The following is a 17,392-nucleotide window of genomic DNA, read 5'->3' on the forward strand; positions in this document are numbered from 1 at the left end:
GCCTGTTGGAAGGCCGACCACCATGGACTGGCTGAGGCTGGATGAGTCGGGGCTGTCGTTTGAATAGGGAAGACGGCGATGGAAAAATTGGCCAAACGCGGTAGCGCGCCCGCCACGGCGAACGAACTGATGGATCAGGCACCCGCTATCAGCTTGCTCTCCAACGGTCGCTACAGTGTCATGGTCACCGATGCAGGTAGCGGCTGGAGCAAGTTGCGAGACCTTGACGTCACTCGGTGGCGGGAGGATGCCACAAGGGATTGCTGGGGGCAGTTTTGCTTTGTCCGAGATCTGGCCGACAACACGTGCTGGTCCATCGGCAAGCAGCCGGCTTTCCGGCCCGCAAACAATTACGGGCACGCTTTTCATGGAGATAGGGCGGAGTTCCGGTGTCGCGCCGAAGACATCGACATCGCTTGGAATGTCTGTGTCGCACCTGATGTCGACGCAGAAGTGCGCGCACTGACCGTCACCAACCATGGCGGGCGTCGGCGCAGCCTCGAATTCACCAGCTATTCCGAGGTCTGCCTCAACAATCGTCGCGCGGACAGAGCGCATCCGGCATTTGCCAAGCTCTTTGTGGAAACACGCTACGAAAATGATACAGGCGCCCTCTTTGCGCGTCGCAGACCGCGCGCTGCAGACCAAAAACCAATTTGGGCGGTTCATGTTTCGTCATCCAGCCAAGAGGCCGGCGAAGTCGTCGGATATGAGACCGATCGGCTCAGATTTCTTGGACGTGGCCGTACGGTGGCGAATCCAGCGGCATGTGATGCCGGCGCGGCCCTTTCCAACACGACAGGTCCCGTACTCGATCCGGTCTTCTGTCTGCGGCGGACGCTCCATCTGGAACCTGGTGCTACTGCGCGGGTGGCCTTCGCGACCGGAGCCGCCGACGACCAACTCGCCGTCAAGGCAATCGCCGAGCGGTATTCGCGTTTCGATGCTGTCGATGAAACATTCTCTGAGGCGCTCAAGAACTATCGAGCCGAGCTCCGCGACCTGAAGTTCACCGCTGACCAGGTCGCCCTGTTCAACCGTCTGGCCGGGAGCATTGCATTCGCAAATCCCGTCGTTCGGCAGACGATTCACTCCAAGAAAGATCTGCTGGATCGGGGGGATTTGTGGTCCCACGGAATTTCCGGCGATCTGCCGATCGTCCTGGTCGGCATCGATAATGACGGCGACGACGCAGTGGTTCGCGACATGACGGCGGCGCATGGCTTCAGCTGCCGCCGGGGTTTGCAATTTGACCTTGTCCTGTTCGACGCCCGTGGCTCCAGTAGTGCCAAGCGATTGACGACAAAGCTGCAAGCCGGCCCGGAAGGCGAACTCGTCGGCAAGCCAGGAGGCATTTTTGTCCTGTCCGGGGCCACCGCCCCGGCTGATCATGTGGACACCATCGCGGCCGTCGCCAATATCGTCTTGTCGAGCAAATCGGGCTCGCTTGCCGATCAACTTGATCGGCAGCGCTCAGTCTCATCGCTTCCCCCACAGATATCCGGGGCTCGAGCGACCGAGGTTCCCACCGAACCTGCTGCCGTTACGGTCGAGGATCTGCTGTACTGGAACGGGTTCGGCGGCTTTACACATGACGGAAGCGAATATGTCGTGGTGGTGGACTGCCATGACGCACAGGCCCCGGCGCTGCCGCCGGCACCTTGGACCAACGTCATCGCAAACCCTAGTTTTGGTTGCCTTGCGAGCGAAGCCGGGCTTGGTTACAGCTGGGCGGACAACAGCCAGATGAACCGGCTGACGCCCTGGTCGAACGATCCGGTTTCCGACACGCCCGGCGAGGTCATTTACCTCAGGGACGAAGAAACCGGCGAGGTTTGGACGCCGACGCCCTTGCCGCTCGGGCATCCGGCAATCGTAACCGTCCGCCACGGTCAGGGTTACAGCATCTACGAAAACAGTAGCCGGCATCTGCATCAGGAGTTGACGGTGCATGTCCCGCCTCAGGACGCGGTCAAGATCCTGCGCGTTGAATTGACCAATAATGGAACCCGAACCCGCCACTTATCGGCAACGTATTTCGCCGAGTGGGTGCTGGGGACACAACGTGAAGACGCCGCGATGCAGATCGTCTGCGAACGCGATGCCGAAACGGGAGCTATCGTGGCGCGCAACAGCTGGGGCGGTGATTTTGCTGGAAAGCTCGCATTTGCGGCCGCCAGCCAGCCTGCAAGCTCAGCCACTTCCGACCGTGCAGAATTCCTTGGCAAATACGGCTCCGTGTTTCGGCCGGCAGCATTGGCGCGGACCGCGCTGGCGGAAAGGTTCGGTGCCCTGCAGGATCCTTGCGCGGCGCTGATGGTAGACGTTTCCCTGGCACCCGGCGAGAGCAAGGAGGTCGTCTTTGTACTTGGACAGGGTGCCGATCTCGACCATGTCCGCGGACTTGTTCGCGACCATGCCGAGCCTGGGAGCGCGCGCCGATCTTTCGCTGCCATATCCTCCCGGTGGGAAGACATTCTGAATGCAGTCCAGGTCTCGACTCCGGACATCGGCCTGAACTTCATGGTGAACCGTTGGCTGCCGTACCAGGTCCTGGCCTGCCGTGTCTGGGCGCGCACCGGCAACTACCAGTCCGGTGGGGCATATGGCTTCAGGGACCAGCTTCAGGATGTGATGGCGCTGGTCCACAGTGCGCCGGACGAAACCCGCTCGCACATCTTGCGGGCGGCGGCTCGTCAATTCAGGGAGGGCGACGTCCAGCACTGGTGGCATCCGCCATCCGGCATCGGAGTGCGCACGCGCATGACGGACGACCTGTATTTCCTGCCTTTTGTCGTTTACCACTACGTCACGATCACCGGCGACGTTCCGTTGCTCGATGTGGAGGTACCCTTCATCGAGTCACCGGTGCTGAAGAAGGACCAGGAAGAGGACTTCAACAAACCAAAAATCAGCGAAGAGACGGGCACCGTCTACGAGCATTGCATACGCGCGCTGGAACATGGTTTTCGATTGGGCCGCCACGGTCTGCCGCTGATGGGAACAGGCGACTGGAACGACGGCATGAACAAGGTCGGCGCCGAAGGGAAGGGCGAAAGCGTCTGGAACGGCTGGTTCTTCCTCACGGTCTTGAAATCGTTTGCCGAGATTTCGGCGTCCCGTGGTGACGAAAGCCGCGCTGCCTGGTGCCGCGAACGGACAGCAAGCTTACGCACGGCCCTGGAGGCCGATGCCTGGGATGGCGCCTGGTATCGCCGAGCCTATTTCGACGACGGTACTCCGCTCGGGTCGTCTCAGAACGACGAATGCCAGATCGATGCCATCCCGCAGGCGTGGGCTGTCATCTCCGGAGAGGCCAATGCGGACCGGGCTTCGACGGCGATGAACTCGGTCTACGAAAGGCTTGTTCGCGAAAAGGACGGGCTGATCGCGCTTTTCGAGCCGCCCTTCGACAAAGGCTCGCTATCCCCGGGTTACATCAAGGGCTACGTTCCCGGCATCCGCGAAAATGGCGGCCAATACACGCATGCGGCCACCTGGGTGGTCTGGGCGGCTGCGCTGCTGGGCGACGGCGATCGCGCCTTCAATCTCTGGAACCTGATCAATCCGATCTCCCATACATCGACGAGAGAACAAGTCGAACACTACAAGGTGGAACCCTATGTGGTCACCGCCGACGTATATGGCGCGCCGCCGCATACGGGACGCGGAGGCTGGTCATGGTACACCGGTTCGGCCAGCTGGCTGTATCGGGCAGCGCTTGAGGCCATCCTTGGTCTTCGACGGCAGGACCGGACGCTGCGGTTCGAGCCCTGCATTCCGGCGAGCTGGCCGGGTTATGAGCTGAACTACAAATATGGATCGGCGACCTACCGCATCCGTTTCGACAACTCGAAGAAGGTCGGCCGAGGAGTTCTGTCCGTCACCGTGGACGGAATCCTTTCGGCAGACGGGAGCATAGGGCTCAATGCCGACGGGCTGACCCACGATGTTCGCGTCGCAATTGGCTACTGATGTTATCATGGACGCCTGACAGTACCCAGGCCCCCCGGGGCGTTGCAGGAGGTTCTCCTGGGCCATCCGGCATCCGGTGTAATCAGGCGCGCTTCGCCGGCGCGGATCCTGCAAGCCGGGACGTTCTCGGTGGTGAAACGCACGTCGCAAAGCCCTGGCTGGCACGCCGCCTGAAGGATTTTCAGCTCTGCGCGACGATGGTTCCGGTCGAGAGGTACACATAAGTCCGGCCGTTCTGATCTCCGCGTGTAGGGAGCGCAGCCCATTGTCAGATCAACTCACTGTACGGTCGGCGGTAGCATGTACAACGTCATGGCGAGGATCACGTAAACCATTAACGCGAGAACGCCGATGAACCACGCCGACCGCCCGCTGTTTGTGACGAACATTGCTGTGAGGGTCGCGATGAGCACCATTACTACGGCACCCCGCCAGAACTGCAGGTTCATCGGGGAGGGGCCAACCAGGTAGCTCACCAGCACCAGGACTGGTGCAACGAACAACGCGATCTGGGAAGCGCTTCCAAGCGCGATGCCCACGCTCAAGTCGAGTCGGTTCTTGCGCGCGCCGGAAAAGGCTGAGGCCATTTCGGCGGCGCCGCCGACCAGTGCGACGACGATGAAACCGATAAAAGCAGGGGTCATCCCGAAAGCTTCGGCTGCCTTCTGCACAGACTCGACGAAAATCTCGCTCACGAGGGCCACGAGTACTGTTACGGCCCCCAGGGTGACCAGGGCCAGGCCAATCGGCCACGGTACTTCACCCGCTTCGGCATGTTCCGCCCCGGAAAAGACTTCGCGGTGCGTGCTGAGCGTGAACAACAGCCCTAGCCCGTATCCGACGATCAGCAGAATGGCCAAGCCAAGGCTGAGCCTTTGGGTTGCTGCTGCTGCTGATATCGAGTCCACTTCTGCGACGGCCGAAGGCATTAGCAAGGCAATCGTTGCCAGGAAAAGCAGACCCGACTGAAGACGCGCGCTGGCTCGGTTAAATTCTTGCAAGTGGTATTTGAGGCCGCCCAGCAGAAACGAGGCGCCCAGCATGAACAGAGTATTGGTGACGATCGCACCTGCGATGGATGCCTTCACCAACGTGTATTGTCCGACGCGCAGAGCGGCCAGTGCAATGACCAGCTCGGTTAGATTTCCCAGGGTTGCATTGAGGAGCCCGCCCGCGGCGTCGCCCGTCTTGGCGGCAACGGACTCGGTAGCGTGACTGAGCAATCCCGCCAGCGGCACGATGGCGAGCACCGACAACACGAAGAGCGCTGTGTGGGCTTCCGGAGCGAGTTTTGCGGCGGCGAACACAACCGGGACCGCGACGAGCAACCATAGCATGGGGCTTTGGCGAATCTCCTTCAGAAGGGTGCCCATCTGCTCACTCCCATTTGGTCACCTGGACGGATCGGTCTTTTCGTATTGCCGACTCGATTGCAGTTGTTCCGTATTTGGCAAGTAACATTCGTCCACATGCTCGACTGCCACGCTTTCGACCGATTATTAGCATTTACTGATATTGCGTCTCGGCAAATAACGAGCAACCGCGCCGGAAAGAAAAGCGTGCTGCCGATCGACCCTTGGGACCTGTTGCCAAACCCGGAACGGCGTCGATGAGCGGTCCGCATTTGCGGCGGGAGCTGGGCGTCATCATTACCCAGAAAAGGAGATCGCAGCGTCGGTTGCTATTCGTACCTAAAGGAAAACGGACAGAAACGTTGGGAAGGGTCCTCCCGAACTGCAATCGCCGAAGGCGATTTTTGAGAATGTAGCTTAGGGGGCGCTTACCGTCACGAACAGATTGTATCGGCTCAAACGTTGGGAGTTTGTCATGCTCAGACTGAGACCTGCTGCCTTGGCAGCATTGATTTTGGTTGGATCGCCCTGCTTGGCCAACGCGCAAAACGCTCCGGGCGGCGGCGCTTCCCTGGAGCGGTTGACGGGTAGTGAATTCCAGGCACTGACCGACGCACGAATTGCAATCGTCAAATTTGCTCTGCAGATGACACCTGACCAGGAAAAGCTTTGGCCGCCCGTTGAAGAGGCTATTCGCGCCAGGGCGGCCGGGCGACAGGCGCGCTTGGCCGAACGGGAGGCACGCGTGAACGAACTGCGGAACGGCAACGCGATCGAAGTCTTGCGAGACCGCAATCCGGTCGACTTTTTGCGTAGGCGTGCTGACGCCCTCGCTCAACGATCGGCCGAAGTCAGACGGCTCGCCGATGCTTGGGAACCGCTCTACCAAACACTAAATGCCGACCAGAAGCGCCGGTTGGGAATCGCAGCGATCCTTGTATTTCGTGATATGAGGGATCAAGTCGAGGACAGACTTCTGGAAAATACTGATACCGAAGACTGAGTGAGGGGACCCACGACGCAAGGCCGGATGTGCGCCGACGCTCGTTAGCGTCCCCGATGTGACAAGGCGGCCGGACGGCGTTGCGCGGCCCGAGTAGCTCGCGTCAACGTCGCTCGGCTCAAATCGGAGTTCGAGCTGGAGGCGACCGACACGCCGCGCCACGAACTGGTCGGAGGTGACGCACTGGCTGTCCGATAAATCACGTTGAGAACTGTGGAGTCCGCCAGCCTTTGAGGCGCCGGCCTTTAAGCTGAGCATTTGCTACCGTAACTTACGTCTCCGATCCTTGATTGCCCCCCACTCCCGCGCATGAATGCGGTCACAGCGTGATGCGGCCGTTGAAGGAGGTTCCTGCACGTCTTTGTCGATGCAGTGGCATTCCCTTGAGCGGAGCGGCCGATGCCGGGACAGGCATTTCGCGGCCGGGCCGAGCAGGCCGAGGGAACTGCAGCCTGAGGGTGACGCTGCAGGTGACGTTCGTGATCCCGACTCGACGTTCCCCACTTCACAGTGCCCGGCATTGGGGTGGCTGCAATGGCCGACGTACTCGGAACGCTTTCCGTGATGGGTGTGCTACCGCGAGAGGAACTCGCCTATTCCGTCGGCCCGTTCTCCGATGCGGCTCGGGCGATGTCGATTCTTGACGCCAAAATCTCGATCACTCTCGCAGTTTTCTTGTCGTCGATCGGAGCGCTGAACGGCTGGACGCCCCTGATGGGCCAAGTCCGTATGGCGGCGGCGCGTGGCGGACTGCTCGGCATTCCCGTATTCGTCTGGCAGAGGCGACGTTCGAGCGCGGATGTCGTCTAGGAGGGTGACGCATGCCCACTGGCAGCTCGTTGTTCATACCGGATAGTCTCGCAGAGGCCCGAAGGGCACCCAGCGCGACAGCTGCGCTCGCCCGGCGCCAGGACATCGGGCGCATCACGCTGACCGTGCTGTTCATCGGCGGTCTCTTGGTCGCCAGCGTTTGGATAATGCTGCCCTTCCTTCCGGCAGTTCTGTGGGCGACGACGCTGGTCCTCGCCACTTGGCCGCTGCTGCTACGCGTGCAACGCAATGCCGGCAACCGCCGCTGGGTCGCCGTGCTGGTGATGACGCTTGCTGTGCTGCTCGTTCTGATCGTGCCGCTTTGGGCCGCCGTGAGCACGGTCGTCACCCATATCGACGACATCGGAGACATGGCGCGCAAGGTCTTGTCGTTGAAGGTGCCGCCGGCGCCCGGCTGGCTCGCTGGCCTTCCCGTCATAGGCGCGACTGCCGCCGAGGCATGGGGCAACCTGTCGTCGGCCGGCATCGAGCAACTGTCCCCCAGGCTAACCCCTTACGTGGGAACGCTGACGCAATGGATCGCCTCTGCAGCCGGCAGTCTCGGCGAAATGTTCCTGCAATTCCTGCTGACGGCGGCGATCGCGGCGGTCATGTATGCCAAGGGAGAGCAGGCGGCGGCGGCGATGTTGCTCTTCGGCCGGCGGCTTGCCGGCGAGCGTGGCGAGACGGCAATCCTCCTGGCCGGGCAAGCCATTCGCAGCGTGGCGCTCGGTGTCGTCGTGACAGCTCTGGCGCAAAGTCTGATCGGGGGGATCGGCCTGCGACTGGTGGGGCTGCCTTTCGCGGCGCTGCTCACGGCGCTGATGTTTGTGCTCTGCCTCATACAGCTCGGTCCCGGCCTGGTGCTCGTTCCGGCGGTGATCTGGATGTACTACTCCGGCAACACGATCGGCGGCGCCGTCCTGCTCCTCTTCACCATCGTCGCGGCGACAATCGATCAGGTCATTCGTCCGATCCTTATCCGCAAGGGGGCACACTTGCCCTTGCTTCTCATCTTGGCGGGTGTGATCGGCGGCCTGATCGCATTCGGCGTCCTAGGCATCTTCATAGGACCGACTGTGTTGGCTGTCGCCTACACACTGCTCAATGCCTGGATGGAAGAAGCCAGGGAACCAGCGATGCAGGTTGCAGGCGCTGACGTCCGGGAGAAGGGCGGAGCGGCGGCAGACTAGCGCATCGACCGACAAATGCGCACCGGTTTCGGAAATTCCATGCGAAAACAAAGAGATGGAGCTGCGTAGCTTGAATGTACGCCGGCGTCGGCCAGCTCGCGTCTTGGACCCCTCCATGAGCTCAACTGGACGTGAGAAATACGGACTATGGATGACTTAAGCGAAGTTGCGAACCGCCACGACCACACTCCACTCAGGCACCTACAGTAACTTACTTGCGTGCTCTCGGCGATGAGGTCTGTGATGGTAATTCTACGCAACCGCCTCCCAGCGTCGACCGATGAAAGAGCCGAAGAACCGGTCAATGCAGCTGACAACCGCAATGGCGAGGTTCGCTGATGTGGCTGACCTGATTAAAATTCGTTCGCAAAGTGACGAGGCTTTGAAGGATCTCTGTGAGGATTATCAGTTGGCACGTGAAACATTGACAAATCTGAAAAAAATGAAACCTAGACGATCTAAAGAAATATCTGAATATAAGTCGTTAATACTGGAACTTGAAGATGAGATAATTCGTACATTGCTGGGAGTGGAGGACAAGCTTGAGAACTGAAGGTTGGTTGTGGAAATAAAATTTGCCTGTGATCTATGTTGCAGATACCGTTCGCCGCCGGCCGATCGGCGGCATCCGGACCTCGATCGTTTTCGGCTGCATAGATCAACCCGGAGTCGCGGCCATGGCCAGTGAAATACATCCTGCCGCTCCCCACCATTTGCCGTTCTTCATCACTGCTCCCGGTCAGACGGACGTGCTGTTCAATGCCATGGTGGTCTTCCTGATCGTCATGGTCCTCCTGGTAATAGTCGTCTACTTCAAGCTGCACGCCCTTCCGGAGCAGATCGCGCATAAAGGCCAGAAGATCCAATACGAATTGGTGGCCCTTCTTGCGCTGATCTCCTTGTTCACGCACAATCATTATTTCTGGATCGCGGGCCTGCTGCTGGCATTCATTCCCCTTCCGGACTTCTCGACCCCACTGAATGGAATGGCCGATTCTCTCGCGAGGATGGCCGGCAGGGGAAAGCGCGGCCGCACATCATCTGCAGGACCGGAGCCGGGACATTTGTCCGGAAGCGATGTGCAGGCGAGCATGGTCTCTCGGACCGAACTTGCGGATGCGCCCTCCGCCACGCCAGCTGCTCCGCAACCGGAGCCGAGTTCACAAGTCACGCGCGCAGGCCAGACTCCTGCCGCCGACGGATCGATGTTTTCGTCCGGCAACGATCAGGCGGCGCGGCAGCGCGCGACGTCGAAGGAAAGGGCATGAACCGTGCTGGAATTGATGCTCTGCTCCATGGTGACGATATTGCCGGATTACCTTTTCCGTCGCTACGTGCAAGGGAAAAGGTTCGGGAAGGAAATCAACCTCTATTCGGTCTGGTTCGAGCTCAGATATGGAATTGCCACATGCCTGATACTGACGATTTCGCTTATAACCGCTATATTTTATTTTCATCCGTCCGCCATTAACGCAGTTTCGTATTTTCGGACTATACCGATACTGCCGGAGAGGACTGGCCGCGTGGAGGAGGTGTTCGTGGGCTATCGCGAGCAGGTCAAAGCCGGACAGCCGCTGTTCAAGCTCGACACTTCTGCGGAGGAGGCCGCAGCCGAGACGGCCCGGCGCCGTATAGCCGAGGCAGATGCGCAGCTTGAAGCGGACAAGACCAAGCTCGTTGTCGCCGACTCGCAGATCCAGGAAGCCCAGAGCGCATACCAGCAAGCCCGCGACGAGTACGAGACCAAAAACGAGTTGCTTCAACGGAACGCCTCTACGGTCGCCCAGCGTGAAGTGGATCGGCTTCGCGTCGCCATGCAGGGCAGGGAGGCCGGAGTTGCCACTGCGACGGCAAACAAGCAGAGCATAGAGGCCGAGATCTCGACGGTCCTGCCCGCGCAGAAGGCCAGCGCCGAAGCTGCGTTGGCCGAGGCACAGGTCGATTTGCAGAAGGCGGTCATCCGCGCTGGCGTTGACGGCTATCTCGAGCAGTTCACGCTTCGTAAGGGAGACATCATCAATCCATTGTTGCGCCCGGCCGGAATACTCATTCCATCGGAGGCGGGCAGGAGAGTGCTGTTTGCCGGCTTCAACCAGATCGAGGCGCAGGTCATCAAAGTTGGCATGGTCGCGGAGGCCGCCTGCGCATCGATGCCCTATACCATCATTCCAATGGTCGTCACGCAGGTCCAGCAAGTCGTCTCCACGGGCCAGGTGCGTCCGACGGACATATTGCTCGACGCACAGCAAACGGCGCAACCCGGAACAGTCCTGGCCTATCTGGAGCCGCTATATTCGGGAGGGATAGATGGACTCCCTCCGGGAAGCAGCTGCCTTGCCAACGCCTACACCAGCAATCACGAGATTCTCGCCACCGAGGATCTCGGCACCGTTCACCGTTTCGTGCTGCACGCGATCGATACGGTCGGCCTGGTGCACGCCATGATCCTGCGCCTGCAGGCCGCGCTGCTCCCGGTGCAGACGCTCGTTTTCTCAGGGCACTGAAGATGCGGCCCGACTATGAAGCAGCACGGGCTCGGCCGGCTGCTTTGCGGCTAGCGCGACTGAAGACGGCCACCCGTTTAGGTAGTCACATTTGAACAGGTTAATAAAATTGCAATAAAAACTCTACCAGGGTCTGAAGGTATATTATGCTTTGGCAGGCTCCTCAGAGGCCGCCCGTCAATCGAAAGATCGATGGCTGTCGACTATCTTGCCCATTGACATTGATTATCTAATGCAAGCATTATCTTAACATAAGATAGTCAGTTCTACCTCTGCGTGTAATCATCAAAATTTGATTCACGTCAAAGACAGAAATTGGCGGAACTGGAAGGTAAATACCCAAATCATCGGTTTGCCCAGATGCTTCCTTGCCCAGAGATGGCGATGCGAATGATCGAGGCGCGCTGCAATGTCCGTAAACATTAATGGCAGCCATGCTGATCTGGCGGGCTGCGGCCTTGGGCTTGAGCTGCTACCAGAAAGCCGGTCTTCGGATGAGATTCGGGCCGAGGTGCGACGTGTGTTGGGCTCCAGCGAGTTTGACGCTTCGGAGCGCAACAGGCGATTTCTCGAATATGTGGTCGAGGAGACGCTGGCGGGGCGAGCCGGCCGCATCAAAGCCTACAACATTGCGACGGAAGTGTTTGGCCGTGATGTGAATTTCGATCCTCAACTGGATCCGGTTGTACGAATGGAAGCCAGACGGTTGCGGAGATCGCTCGAACGCTTCTACCTGACCGATGGCAAGAACAGCTTGATCAGGATCGAACTGCCGAAAGGCGGATACGTACCGGAATTCCAGCCGCCTTCTAGCAAGGGTACAGCCGCGGGGAGTGTAGCTCGGCCATCTCTCCCGCACGATCCCAACCCTGCTGTACGTGGCACATCGATCCTGGTGGCGCCATTCGATGCCGAGGGTGATGAATCGATGTTTCCGGGGTTCAATCGTGGCTTCGGACATCAGATTCTCGTCGGGTTGAGCCGTTTTCCCGAGATAGAGGTGTTTGAACCAAACGCAGTTCCGAAGGGCCAGCCGACGCAAGGCGACGGTCATTCGCAGCCGGAACCCGGTGTCGATCTGGTGCTGGGCGGCAGCACTTCGCTGTATCAAGGCGTGCTGAACGTGAAAGCGGTTCTCTCGGAGGCGCGGACCGGACGAGTGGTCTGGGGGCAGACATTTGAGCGAAAGCTGGACTCTGCCGATATTCTGCACTTCCGCGACGACATCGCCAACGCGATCACGCGAATCCTCGCCGAGCCCTATGGGGTGATCTTCAAGTGCAATGCCAGGGTTGCAGACGGAAGGGCCGCCGACAAGCTGACCTCGTTGGATTGCGTGATCCGATTTTATCAGTACAGACGCTCGTACCGGCGCGAACTCTTTGCGCAGGCTCGCGCGCTGCTGGAGCACTTGGTCAGCGCGAACCCGGATTATGCTGAAGGCTTCGGTTGTCTGTCCCACATCTATTCGGACGGGTATCGCTTCGGCTTTGCACCCGACGAGCCGCAGGCGCGGCTGCTTCAGCGGGCGGCACATTTGGCAGATCGAGCCATAGAACTTGCTCCCGATTCAAGCCGGGGGTACCACGCAAGAGGTGTGGCGCGCTGGCTTTTCAAGGACATGGCTGGGGGCCTGGAGGCAATGTCTACCGCGCTGGCGATCAACCCGAACGCCACCGAAGTGATGGCGGACCTCGGCTTGCTGCTGTCCTTGGCGGGCAATTGGGAGCGAGGCGTCCCTCTGCTCGAAGAGGCCTTCGCTCGAAATCCGGCCGAGTTCGGTTCACAGCGGATCGGACTTTCGCTCTATCATTTCATGAACGGACGTTACGAAGACGCTCTTTCGGAGGCGCAGCGGATCCGTACGCCGGACGCAGCAAACGGCTTCGTGGCCGAGGCCATCTCTCTCATCCGTCTAGGGCGCGGCGCAGAGGCGACAGCTGCGATCGGGAAGATTGTGGAGATCGCCAGTCACGGTGGCATCGGGACCCTGGGCGGGCTGGGCCTCCAGAGCATCAATCCCGGTCTCGCCGACAACATCATGGCAGCCTTACGGGATGCCGGGTTGCCTTCTGGACTGGCCATTCACTAGCCGCGCGTGAAGCTACGGTAACTTACGTTGCCGATTCTTGATCCCTGCATTCCTGCCAACAATCAATGGCTGTGTGACTTGGGCGGTGTGTCCAAGGAGCCCAGCGGCTGTGGGCCGCCGTCGGGCGACGTCTGGTGCGAGAGGTAACATGATGGCCAACAGGTGGTTTGGGATCCCGATTGCCACCGCAGCGGCTGCAGGCGTCGCGGCCCTCATGACAGTAGCGGGAACTTCATTGCCGGTCTCTGCTCAGCAAAAGACCGCGACTACCAATCAGCCGGCAGCCGAAGCCCAGAAGCCGGAACCGCTATCCGAGGACGAGCTAGAAGAACTAGTGGCGCGATTTGCGCTCTACCCGGATGAGCTGGTGGCTCTGATCTGCTCGGCCTCCCTGTTTCCGCTGCAGATCGTGGAGGCCGAACGGTTTCTGGAGAAGCAGGCGAAGGACAAGACACTCAAACCCAAGGACAGCTGGGACCCCAGCGTGATCTCCCTGCTCAACTATCCTGACATCGTGAAGATGATGGCCGACGATCTGGACTGGACGCAGGCACTGGCGGATGCGCTGACAAACCAGCAGAAGGACGTCCTCGTCGCAATTCAGCAACTTCGCGATGAGGCGGTCGCCAAGAACATCATCAAGACAGATGACAAGATCAAGGTGGTTTCGGAAGGAGACAATATCGTCATTCAGCCGGCAGTCGCGGAGAAGATCTATGTGCCGAAATATGATCCGCAGGTCCTTTACGTGCCCGACTACCCACCCCAACCCATATCTTACTACGCGGACCCGTATCCCAACTACTATTTTCCATCTGCAGGTTTCTGGGCGGGTGCGGTGACAGGCGCGATCTTTGGCGCCGCCGTGGACTGGGACAACTGGGGCGTGTGGGGCGGCAACTGGGGCGGCGACATCGATGTCGACTGCAACAACTGCCTCAACAACATCAACGGCAAGGTCAACCTGAAAGATGTCGATTGGAAGAACGTCGACCGCTCCAAGCTTAATTTTGACAGGAACCAGCTGGCCAACATCGATCGTACGAAAATCAAGAATGGCCTTGAGTCAAACCGTGCCAATTCCCTTCGTAACCAGGCAGCAAACGTCAGTGGCGAGCGAGCAAGAAACCTCGCCGACAGGGGGACGCAGGCTAGGGATGTGCGAAAGAATGCCTTGCAGCAGACAGATCTGGGCCGGGCGAATGCGGATCGCAACAGGCCGGGCGCTGGAAACGCAAATCTCAACAGGGCTGGTGCGGGGAATGCAAACCGGCCCGGCGCCGGCAACGCAAACCTCAACAGGCCGTCGGGCGCCAATCGTGCCTCGGCCAAGCCCAAAGCAGGCGGCAAGGTCGATCGTCGCCCGAATAATCCCTCGGCTCTCGGCAACGTCGACCGGGGCAAGGCCTCCCAAATAAACTCGAACCGCGGCCGTCAAAGCATGGGCGGTGGTGCCCGTGGCGGCCCACGCACCGTCTCGCGCGGTGGCGGTCGGCCACCAGCAGCGCGGGGAGGAGGATACCGGCCACCCGTAGCGCGCGGTGGCGGCGGTCGTGGTGGCGGTGGTGGTCGTGGTGGTGGCGGTCGCGGTGGCGGTCGGCGTTGACCTTGAAGGGAGCAGGACAATGAGATCTTCCCTTACCATTTTGCGAGCTTGGCTCAACGCCGCTGCCATTGTCGCAGTTGTCGCGGTGTCTGGATCGGGAATGGCCTTTGCGCAGGATCGGACCGGCATCTATTCATTCGCGGCAGACAAGAAGCCGCCTACGTTCGACGATCCCGGCGCGGCGATCGACGCGTTCAAGGATGCGCTCGCCAAGAACGACGTTGCTGCCCTCGCCAACCTTGTCGGGCTCAATGTCGAAAAGTTGAAGGCAGACAAGGATGTGATGTCGACATTCGACCAGATCCGCGACGCCGCCGCCAAGCAGGTGGTGGTGGAGGATCTGAATGATCGCAAGATTCTCGATCTCGGCGACAAGCTCTGGCCATTCCCGTTTCCGCTCGTGAAGGCACCGGACGCCAAATGGGCGTTCGATACCAACGCAGGGTTCGAAGAGATCATCAACCGCCGCGTGGGCGAGAACGAGCTTCAGGCGATCGACACCATGCATGAATATGTCGATGCACAACGGGAGTATGCGTCTCAGGTCCGGGACGCCAGCGGTGTTCTGAAATATGCGCAGAAGCTGATCAGCTCCCCGGGCAAGACCGATGGCCTCTATTGGCCCCCTGACCAGGGCGACGGCGACAGCCCGGCGGGGAACTTTGCCAATCAGGCGGCACTCGAGAAGGCGAAGAAGGGCGAAGGATACTTCGGCTATCGCTTCCGCATCCTGACCGGCCAGGGCGACAATGTCGCCGGCGGTGCCTACGACTACGTCATCAATGGCAACATGATCGGCGGTTTCGCCCTGGTGGCCTGGCCGGTGAAATATCGGGAGACGGGCGTAAACACGTTCCTCGTCAACCAACAGGGTGTCGTCTACCAGGCAGATCTCGGCCCTCAGACGGAAGAGATCGTCAAGCGCATGAAGCGCTTCAATCCAGGTGCTCAATGGAGTGTCGTGGGCGACTGAAGTGTATGACGCCGGGGCTCGGACAAGCGATCCGGCAATCCTGGCGGGACTCGGGCTGGCTATTGAAAGCCTGCCATCCCTGAAAGGCCAGTCGAATGTCGACTAGCGGCGAGATGAAGATCAGGCAGAGGTTTCGGCTTCCGCTCCTGACCAGCTTTTCGGGCTATCGCGCCGAGTGGATCCGTAGCGACATTTCTGCAGGGCTTGCGATTGCGGCCGTCGGGCTCCCGAGCGCCATCGCCTATCCCGCGATAGCCGGACTGCCTCCTGAAACCGGCATTTATGCAAGCATCTGGCCGTTGATCGCCTACGCCTTGTTTGGACCATCGCGACAGCTTGTCGTCGGGCCGGATGCCGCTACCATGACGGTCCTGGCCGCGGTGCTGGTGGCCGTTTTTGCAACTGCTCCCGCCGGTATTGACCGCACGGCTGTGGCCGCAATTCTGGCGCTGGGAGTTGGCCTGCTCTGCCTGCTGGCTCGAACATTGCGGTTGGGTGTCGTTGCAAACTTCCTCTCACGCCCGATCCTGACCGGGTTCTTTGCCGGAATCTCGCTCTCGATTCTTGTGGGTCAGATCGACCGATTTACCGGACTGGACGTCCGGGGAGACGGGCTTGTCGGCCCCGTGCTCGACCTGATCGGCAAGGTGGGATCGATACATTGGCCGACCTTCCTCTTGGCTCTGTCGATGTTCGCCCTGCTGCAAGCCGCTCGGCTTAGCCGCTTTCCGGTTCCCGGCCCGGTTCTGGTGGTCGTGATCTCGGTCGTGCTCTCGGCCGTGTTCAATTTCGAGGGGAGGGGCATAGCTATCGTCGGCGATATCCCGCAAGGGTTGCCCGGATTGGCCCTTCCGCGGATTGCGGCAGGACTTCCGGTCGGAACGCTCACATTCGGCGCTCTGGCGATCTTCCTTGTAAGTTTCGGCGCCGGGGTCGTTACGGCGCGGAGCTTTGGGATCAGGGGTGGCTATCCCGTCGACTCGAACCGCGAACTCACCGGGTTCGGCGCAGCGAACATAGCTGCGGGTTTGTTCGGTGCCTTCCCTGTATCCGCCTCCGATTCACGAACTGCTGTCAACATGACCATCGGGGGCCGCTCCCAGGCTGCGAGCATCGTTGCGGCCCTGGCCCTGGTGGCGACGGTGCTCTTTCTGGGGCCGGCCCTGCGGATCATGCCGATCCCCGCGCTTGGAGCAATTCTGGCAGCCACGGCGCTGAGCCTGATCGACTTCGCCGGCCTGAAACAGATCTGGCGCATCAGCCGCATGGAGTTCGTCTTTGCGCTCATTGCCATGTGGGGCCCGATCAGCCTCGGCGTGCTCAATGGCGTGGTTATCGCGATTGCCGCCACGCTCGCCTACGTCCTCCACAAACTGATGTATCCACGCGATGCGATGCTCGGCCGTGTACCGGGCCGAGACGGCTTCTATAAGCTGCATCGCACGACGGAGGCCCAACCAGTGCCCGGGCTCGCCATTTGCCTGATCCAGGGCAGCCTTCTGTTCTTCAACACCGAACACGTGAAGTTGCGCCTGCAGACGATTGCCAACGGGCTGCCTCCAGACACGCGCTGGTTGGTGATCGAGGCCAGTGCAATCCAGCAGATCGACAGTTCTGGAGCAGCAATGCTGGAAGAGATGCACGGCGAACTAGCCAATCGCGGCATTTCGCTGGGGGTCGCGGATCTGCACGCCGAAGTGCGCGAGATCCTGACGCGATCAGGTGTGATCGGACAAATCGGCGCCGCCATGGTCTTCGACAACCTCGAGGACGCCGACAATGCCTTCAAGAGGTCGACCGCGGCGGAGCTCCAGACAGGACTAGGAGAAAAGCATGGGCAAGAACAAGCACAGGAATAACAAAGGCCGGGATCACGATGATGCC

Annotated in this window: 11 protein-coding genes and 1 pseudogene; 11 read left to right on the top strand and 1 reads right to left on the bottom strand. The window is 60.1% G+C overall.

Annotated elements, in window-relative coordinates; genetic code table 11:
- Window positions 1-63 precede the first annotated feature (63 nt).
- Window positions 64-3,975 carry a GH36-type glycosyl hydrolase domain-containing protein gene (locus SAZ10_RS04475; protein WP_412535170.1) on the top strand — a complete coding sequence of 1,304 codons (3,912 nt, stop codon included), beginning with the start codon at window positions 64-66 and terminating at the stop codon, window positions 3,973-3,975.
- Window positions 3,976-4,253: 278 nt separating this feature from the next.
- Here SAZ10_RS04475 and cax read toward each other — a convergent pair whose 3' ends face one another.
- A complete protein-coding gene (cax, locus tag SAZ10_RS04480; protein WP_318607979.1) occupies window positions 4,254-5,348 on the bottom strand; it encodes a calcium/proton exchanger in 1,095 nt (364 codons plus the stop codon).
- 454 nt (window positions 5,349-5,802) lie between these two features.
- Here cax and SAZ10_RS04485 point away from each other — a divergent pair, with 454 nt between their 5' ends.
- The 10 genes and pseudogenes from SAZ10_RS04485 (at window position 5,803) to SAZ10_RS04530 (ending at window position 17,367) form a co-directional block, all read left to right on the top strand.
- Window positions 5,803-6,330 carry a Spy/CpxP family protein refolding chaperone gene (locus tag SAZ10_RS04485; protein ID WP_318607980.1) on the top strand — a complete coding sequence of 176 codons (528 nt, stop codon included), beginning with the start codon at window positions 5,803-5,805 and terminating at the stop codon, window positions 6,328-6,330.
- 466 nt (window positions 6,331-6,796) lie between these two features.
- A pseudogene (locus SAZ10_RS04490) lies at window positions 6,797-7,083 on the top strand (amino acid permease); the annotation flags it as partial.
- A gap of 68 nt (window positions 7,084-7,151) precedes the next feature.
- The gene (gene ydiK, locus SAZ10_RS04495) at window positions 7,152-8,333 is read left to right on the top strand and encodes an AI-2E family transporter YdiK (RefSeq protein WP_318607982.1); all 1,182 of its coding nucleotides are present in this window, start codon (window positions 7,152-7,154) and stop codon (window positions 8,331-8,333) included.
- A gap of 304 nt (window positions 8,334-8,637) precedes the next feature.
- On the top strand, window positions 8,638-8,886 hold the full coding sequence (locus SAZ10_RS04500) for a hypothetical protein (protein WP_318607983.1): 249 nt from the start codon (window positions 8,638-8,640) through the stop codon (window positions 8,884-8,886).
- A 28-nt stretch (window positions 8,887-8,914) separates the two neighbouring features.
- The gene (locus tag SAZ10_RS04505; protein ID WP_318608460.1) at window positions 8,915-9,601 is read left to right on the top strand and encodes a hypothetical protein; all 687 of its coding nucleotides are present in this window, start codon (window positions 8,915-8,917) and stop codon (window positions 9,599-9,601) included.
- Window positions 9,602-9,604: 3 nt separating this feature from the next.
- Complete coding sequence (locus SAZ10_RS04510) at window positions 9,605-10,837, top strand: HlyD family secretion protein (protein ID WP_318607984.1); 1,233 nt, start codon at window positions 9,605-9,607, stop codon at window positions 10,835-10,837.
- A 409-nt stretch (window positions 10,838-11,246) separates the two neighbouring features.
- Window positions 11,247-12,929: a hypothetical protein gene (locus SAZ10_RS04515; protein WP_318607985.1), complete on the top strand. Its 1,683-nt coding sequence runs from the start codon at window positions 11,247-11,249 to the stop codon at window positions 12,927-12,929.
- Between the two features lie 151 nt (window positions 12,930-13,080).
- The gene (locus SAZ10_RS04520) at window positions 13,081-14,535 is read left to right on the top strand and encodes a DUF3300 domain-containing protein (protein WP_412535171.1); all 1,455 of its coding nucleotides are present in this window, start codon (window positions 13,081-13,083) and stop codon (window positions 14,533-14,535) included.
- 19 nt (window positions 14,536-14,554) lie between these two features.
- Window positions 14,555-15,508 carry a DUF2950 domain-containing protein gene (locus SAZ10_RS04525; RefSeq protein ID WP_318607987.1) on the top strand — a complete coding sequence of 318 codons (954 nt, stop codon included), beginning with the start codon at window positions 14,555-14,557 and terminating at the stop codon, window positions 15,506-15,508.
- Window positions 15,509-15,603: 95 nt separating this feature from the next.
- On the top strand, window positions 15,604-17,367 hold the full coding sequence (locus SAZ10_RS04530) for a SulP family inorganic anion transporter (RefSeq protein ID WP_412535159.1): 1,764 nt from the start codon (window positions 15,604-15,606) through the stop codon (window positions 17,365-17,367).
- Window positions 17,368-17,392 lie beyond the last annotated feature (25 nt).

Origin of the sequence: Mesorhizobium sp. BAC0120 (assembly GCF_033542235.1) — a bacterium.
In the GTDB taxonomy this organism is placed as follows: domain Bacteria; phylum Pseudomonadota; class Alphaproteobacteria; order Rhizobiales; family Rhizobiaceae; genus JAWRCU01.

Coding starts and splice junctions, on each gene's coding strand:
- SAZ10_RS04530 (WP_412535159.1), top strand. CDS start 15,604: ATGTCGACTAGCGGCGAGATGAAGATCAGGCAGAGGTTTCGGCTTCCG.
- SAZ10_RS04515 (WP_318607985.1), top strand. CDS start 11,247: ATGTCCGTAAACATTAATGGCAGCCATGCTGATCTGGCGGGCTGCGGC.
- SAZ10_RS04500 (WP_318607983.1), top strand. CDS start 8,638: ATGCAGCTGACAACCGCAATGGCGAGGTTCGCTGATGTGGCTGACCTG.
- ydiK (WP_318607982.1), top strand. CDS start 7,152: ATGCCCACTGGCAGCTCGTTGTTCATACCGGATAGTCTCGCAGAGGCC.
- SAZ10_RS04485 (WP_318607980.1), top strand. CDS start 5,803: ATGCTCAGACTGAGACCTGCTGCCTTGGCAGCATTGATTTTGGTTGGA.
- SAZ10_RS04520 (WP_412535171.1), top strand. CDS start 13,081: ATGGCCAACAGGTGGTTTGGGATCCCGATTGCCACCGCAGCGGCTGCA.
- SAZ10_RS04525 (WP_318607987.1), top strand. CDS start 14,555: ATGAGATCTTCCCTTACCATTTTGCGAGCTTGGCTCAACGCCGCTGCC.
- cax (WP_318607979.1), bottom strand. CDS start 5,348: ATGGGCACCCTTCTGAAGGAGATTCGCCAAAGCCCCATGCTATGGTTG.